Below are 5,381 nucleotides of genomic sequence, written 5' to 3' on the forward strand. Positions count from 1 at the left end.
CTACCGGCACCGACTGCATCTCGCTTGTAGTGCCAATTTTGAAAACACGTTTTCAGGTTAATCAGTGGCTTACGCTTCTATCTGTCGAACTCGGGGGTGGCGGCTGTGAGGGAGAGTCAAGGTTTCGTATCTATCGCTGGGAGTAGGGCGCCTTCAAGCTCACCTGTGAGCTTGAGGGGTCACTCTTTATCCACATCATCCAGCGGCCCCCAGGTGCCGTCCTTTCGCCAGCCCCGTCTGGCATTCTTGTGCCAGTGCTGGGCCTGCTCGATGGAGGTGCGCAGGTCCTTCTCGGGGTCTTCCAGTTCGTTGACAGGACGGAATACCACCTCCCCCGGAGGTGCCGCATCCTGACGAACGTTGCGACGGATATGCGAGACGTCTTCGCGGCTGACCAGCGCGGGTGGGCCGCCTAGGGGATTGGGCTCTGCCACCAGTGGGCCGTCAAACAGCCAGGCGCGCTGGGGCACGTGGGATACGGCCCAGCGTCGCCCGTTCCACTCAGCCGTGTTGCCGTCATCCAGCAGCTGTAGCGCTTCCAGGGGCACCACGGCGGCGAGACGCCTTGTGTTGATCACAATGCCCGTATCGCCCATTCGTACGCCGCCATGGAATTGGCCGGCCTGCAGCGCTTTCAGCATGACTTTCGACTTCTGGTCAGACTCCAGTCTGCCCTCTCCGCATAGGTGGAGGGTAGCGTCATCAATCTGCTTGATCGCCCAGGCTCGAATCGGCTGCTTGCCGAACAGTTTGCCAAGCATGGGATGGGTCGGTCCTTTTCAGTAAGGGGCGCCTCCTGCGCCAAGGGCCCGTAGCTTAGCACTCGGATGGAGCGGAATCGACGACGCGCACGCGTCCCATGATGTTCACGATAACGCGGGCGCCCTGGTCCAGCCGCCCGCAGATCCGGAAGGTGCCGAAGTGCCCGCCGGCCCTGCCGAGCGCCCCATAGCGCACCGGCAGGTTGTCGTTGCGATAGGTGAGGCGCTCGACCCGGCTCTCGCCAAAGGTGCGTAGCAGCACATCGCCGGGCTCTCCTCTGCCCTCGAAGATGGCAAGCGTTGCTCGCCAGGCATCACCCTCCGCATTATTGGCAACCTGGCACTGCACCCCATCGACGGTGGGGCAGAGCGTGACCTGAGTGCGGCGCGTAATGGCGGCGCTGCGGGTCATGGAAAGTGCCGTCTTCAGGCGGAGTACCTCGCTGGACACCTCCTGCCGAGCGATCATGCGCTGATAGGAGGGCACGGCCCAGCCGGCCATGATGATCATGACGACCAGGGCAACCAGCAGTTCGATCAACGTCAGGCCGCCCTGGCGAGGCGGAGTTGAGGCGGAATCACTCTGTTTGCAGGGGGAGAGGGGCATCTCGCCTCCTCGGCCTTGCCGGCCCAGGGTGGAAGGTACCCTTTCACCATAGCCACACCGGGCCGGCCCTCTGTCAGCCATGTGCTACCCGGGCTGTGCGCTTTCTCCCCCTTGAAGGCGGTGCCGGAAGCTACTCGGTGGCCAACCAGAACCACCACACAATCAGACCGATCAGCCCCAGCCCTGTCAGATTGACGATAACGCTCATGAGGTCACCTCCTTCTGGCTCTGCTCCGCAGGGCCTTTTTCGTTATGGGGCTTGAACAGGCGCAGGCGGTTGGCGTTGCTCACCACCGTGATGGAGGAGAGCGACATGGCGGCACCCGCGATCATCGGGGAGAGCAGCATCCCGGTGAAGGGGTAGAGCACCCCCGCGGCGATGGGGATGCACAGGGTGTTGTAGCCGAAGGCGCCCACCAGGTTCTGCTTGATGTTGGAGAGCGTCGCCCGGCTGATCTCGATGGCCGAGGCCACGCCGTGCAGCGAGCCGCGCATCAGGGTGATGCCGGCACTCTCGATGGCTACGTCGGTGCCCTGACCGATGGCGAAGCCCACGTCGGCCCGGGCCAGGGCCGGGGCGTCGTTGATGCCGTCGCCCACCATGCCGACCTTCTCGCCGGCCGCCTGCAGCCGCTCGATCTCGGCGTGCTTGTCCTCGGGCAAGAGGCCCGCGCGGAACTCGTCGATGCCGACCTCCCGGGCGATGGCGGCGGCGGTGTGCTCGTTGTCGCCGGTCAGCATCACCACCTTGAGGCCATCGGCCTGCAGGCGCTGGATGGCGGCGATGGTGTCGTGGCGCAGCGGGTCGCTGATGCCGAACAGCGCGGCCAGCCTGCCACCCACGGCGAGGTAGACCACGGTGCGCGCCTGGCGCTCCAGCTCGCCGGCCTTCTCCCTGCCGACGGCCAGGTCGACGCCAGCATCCTCCAGCAGGCGGGCGTTGCCCAGCAGCAGCGGCTTGCCCTCTAGCGTCTCGGCCTTCACGCCGCCGCCGGTGACGCTCTCGAAGTGGCGGATCTCGGCGTGGGCGCCGCCGGCCTCGTCGGTCTGTTCCTCACAGTAGGCGAGCAGTGCCGCGGCGAGCGGATGCTCGGAGCCGCGCTCCAGGGCCGCCACCAGGCCCAGCAGCGCCTGCCTGTCGCCGTCGATCCCAGAGTCGGAAAACAGGTGCGCCTCGGTCACGCTGGGCCGGCCCTCGGTGAGGGTGCCGGTCTTGTCCACCACCAGGGTGGTGAGCTTGCTGGCGATCTGCAGCGCCTCGCCGCTTCTCACCAGCACGCCGTGCTCGGCGGCCTTGCCCACCCCGATCATGGTGGAGATCGGTGTGGCCAGGCCCAGGGCGCAGGGGCAGGCGATGATCAGCACCGTGGTGGCGGTCACCAGCATATGGATCACCCGCGGCTCGGCGCCGAAGTTGAACCAGGCAAGGGCGGTGAGCACGGCGATGATCATCACCGTGGGCACGAAGATGCTGGAGACCTTGTCCGCCAGCTCGCCGATGGGCGGTCGGGAGTTCTGGGCGCTGGCCACCTGCTCGGTGATGCGGCCGAGCTTGGTGTCGGCGCCGACGCGGGTCGCCCGGTAGACCAGCGAGCCCTTGCCGTTCACGGTGCCGGCGCTGACCTCGTCGCCGGCGGCCTTGGCCACCGGCAGCGGCTCGCCGGTGAGCATGGATTCATCGATATGGCTCTGCCCCTCGGTCACCTCGCCGTCCACCGGCAGGCGCTCGCCGGGGCGCACGCGGATATGGTCGCCCTCGCGCACCTCGTCGATGTCGAGCTCGCGCTCCTCGCCGTCGCGGATCACCCGGGCGGTGCGGCTCTGCAGGTCGAGCAGGCGCTTGAGCGCCTCGCTGGTGCGGCCCCGGGCACGCAGCTCCAGGGCGTTGCCCAGCAGCACCAGGCCGATGATCATCGCCGAGGCCTCGAAGTAGATGCCGTGGGCCACCGCGGGCAGCCAGGGGGCGAAGGCCACCACCGCCATGGAGTAAGCCCAAGCGGTGCCGGTGCCCATGGCGATCAGGGTGTCCATATTGGCCTGGTGGTGCTTGAAGTTCTTCCAGGCGTTGATGAAGAAGTGGCGGCCGGGGCCGGCCAGCACGGCCAGCGTCAAGAGGCCGATCACCAGCCAGAAGAGCCGGCCCATGCCCACCGGATGGGGGTGGTAGACAAACATGCTGGCCATCAGCGGCACCGCCAGCGCCAGGGACCAGAAGCTGCCCTTGAGGCGCTGGCGATAGTGCTGGGCGTCCTTCTCGGCGCGCGCCTCCTCCGCCTGGCGCAGGTCGAGGATCGGCTCGACCTCGTAGCCGGCCGCCTCCACGGCGCCAATCAGCTCGGCCTCGCTTACGCTGCCGCGCACCTGGGCGGTGCGGGTGCCGAAGTTGACCTCCGCGCTGACCACGCCTGGCGTGCGTTCCAGTGCCTTCTGCACGCTGGCCACGCAGCTGGCGCAGGTCATGCCGCCGATGGAGAGCCGCCGGGTGGTGGCGCGCTCGTCGCGAGCCGATGAGGCCGGCGCGGGCGTCGCCGGCTCAGTGGTCTTGGACTCGAGCCCGGGCTCGGCCGCGGGGCGCTCTTCCTCGCCCGGGGCTTCCTCGAGCTCGCCGGGCGGATAGCCGGCCTCCACCAGCGCCTGGTCCAGGGCCTCGCCGTTCAGGGTGGTGGTGACCTCCAGGCGCTTCTCGGCCGGCGTGCCGATCACCTCGGCCTCGGGGTCCCGGGCCTGGATTGCCTCGCGCATGCGCTTCACGCAGCCCTGGCAGCTCATGCCGGGCACGATACGTTCGAGTGGGATGCGAGCGTTCACGGGGTCTCCTCGCTGGATGTGGCGCCGGTAGGCGCGCGGGGGGCGTCGCCGCGCTGCTGGTTTTTGCGCAGGTTGTCACGCAGGGGCTCGGGGAAGCTTTCGATCAGCCGGCAGAGGCTGTGGCCGTCCGGGGTGCCGTCGGGCATCTCGGCCCAGGTCTCGAGTGCCTGTTCCATGCGGGCGGCCAGCGCCTGCAGTTCCTCGATGCGGGCGCGGATCTCCGGCAGCCGGCTGGCCAGCAGGTCGCGGACCATTGGGCAGGGAGAATCGCCCTGGTCGGCGTGGGCAAGGATCTCGCGGATCTCCGCCACGCCGAAGCCCAGGTTGCGGGCGCGATGAATGAAGCGCAGGCGCTCCAGGTCACCTCGCTCGAAGAGCTGGTAGCCGTTGTCGGGGTGGCGCCGGGGTTCCAGCAGCCCCTCGCGCACGTAGTGACGGACGGTCTCGGCGGTGACGCCGGCGGCCCTGGCCAGTTCGCTGACTTTCATGATGACGGTGCCTCTCAGGTCCCGATCTGGTTCTGGTTGCGGATAACCTCAGTGTAAAACCTATGTGTTACCCAAGGGTCAAGGCGGGCGGGCGAGAAGGCCATGGCGGTTCCGGCACAGCGAAGGAGTGTTGGCTAACTCACTGAAAGTTCGATCAATCAAACAGCTGTGCGACCAAAGTATTAGCGATTGCGGCATTAAAACGAGCGTTTGGGGTTGAAACGATCGTTGGGTTGCGCGAAAAGGGGAGGGCACGCGCCTGTCTCCGCCGAGAGCACACGCCAGTATCAGCGTGAATAACAGAACCCCAAGGGATGGATCACATGAAGAACAAGTTCAATCGCCTTTCCCTGGCCGTGGCTATCGCTGCCGCCGCCTTTGCCAGCCAGGCCCATGCGGGCGGCTACCAGATCAACGAGCAGAGCGTCAGCGGCCAGGGCTATGGCCACGCCGGCCGCAGCTCCAACGTCAACGACGCCACCATCGTCTTCGGCAACCCGGCCGGCATGTCGTTCCTGGATCGCGCCCAGGTGACCGCGGGCGGGACCTATCTGAATGTCAATACGGATATTAACTAGGGTCTCCCCATTTTCCGGCGTGTCATCGGCATAGTCCTCCCGAGGAGGTGAACAAGTCTGGTATTCGTGCCTCGGTGCCTGGCGCTCTTCTCCAGAGGGGATAGAAAACACTTCGGCCTTGAGCAAACAGCCGTTGCCA

At 66.7% G+C, this 5,381-nt stretch carries 4 protein-coding genes and 1 pseudogene; 1 reads left to right on the forward strand and 4 read right to left on the reverse strand.

Translation table 11 applies throughout. The annotated features are described in order from the left end of the window. Positions 1-179: 179 nt before the first annotated feature. From DER72_RS15775 to DER72_RS15790, 4 genes are all read right to left on the reverse strand, one after another. Positions 180-761 carry a hypothetical protein gene (locus DER72_RS15775; protein ID WP_110070881.1) on the reverse strand — a complete coding sequence of 194 codons (582 nt, stop codon included), beginning with the start codon at positions 759-761 and terminating at the stop codon, positions 180-182. A 55-nt stretch (positions 762-816) separates the two neighbouring features. Further along, positions 817-1,449 (reverse strand): GspH/FimT family pseudopilin, encoded by a 633-nt coding sequence (locus DER72_RS15780; RefSeq protein WP_110070882.1) that lies wholly within the window; start codon positions 1,447-1,449, stop codon positions 817-819. Between the two features lie 123 nt (positions 1,450-1,572). Next, positions 1,573-4,137 carry a heavy metal translocating P-type ATPase gene (locus tag DER72_RS15785; RefSeq protein ID WP_110070884.1) on the reverse strand — a complete coding sequence of 855 codons (2,565 nt, stop codon included), beginning with the start codon at positions 4,135-4,137 and terminating at the stop codon, positions 1,573-1,575. Positions 4,138-4,172: 35 nt separating this feature from the next. Next, positions 4,173-4,664, reverse strand: a complete 492-nt coding sequence (locus DER72_RS15790) for a MerR family DNA-binding protein (protein WP_110070883.1) — start codon at positions 4,662-4,664, stop codon at positions 4,173-4,175. Between the two features lie 323 nt (positions 4,665-4,987). On the opposite strand from DER72_RS15790, the pseudogene DER72_RS15795 reads away from it, so the two are divergent. Next, positions 4,988-5,239 (forward strand): annotated as a pseudogene (locus tag DER72_RS15795) (outer membrane protein transport protein); the annotation flags it as partial. Between the last annotated feature and the right edge of the window lie 142 nt (positions 5,240-5,381).

The organism is Halomonas sp. A11-A (genome assembly GCF_003182195.1).
GTDB classification, from domain to species: Bacteria; Pseudomonadota; Gammaproteobacteria; order Pseudomonadales; family Halomonadaceae; genus Halomonas; species Halomonas alkalicola.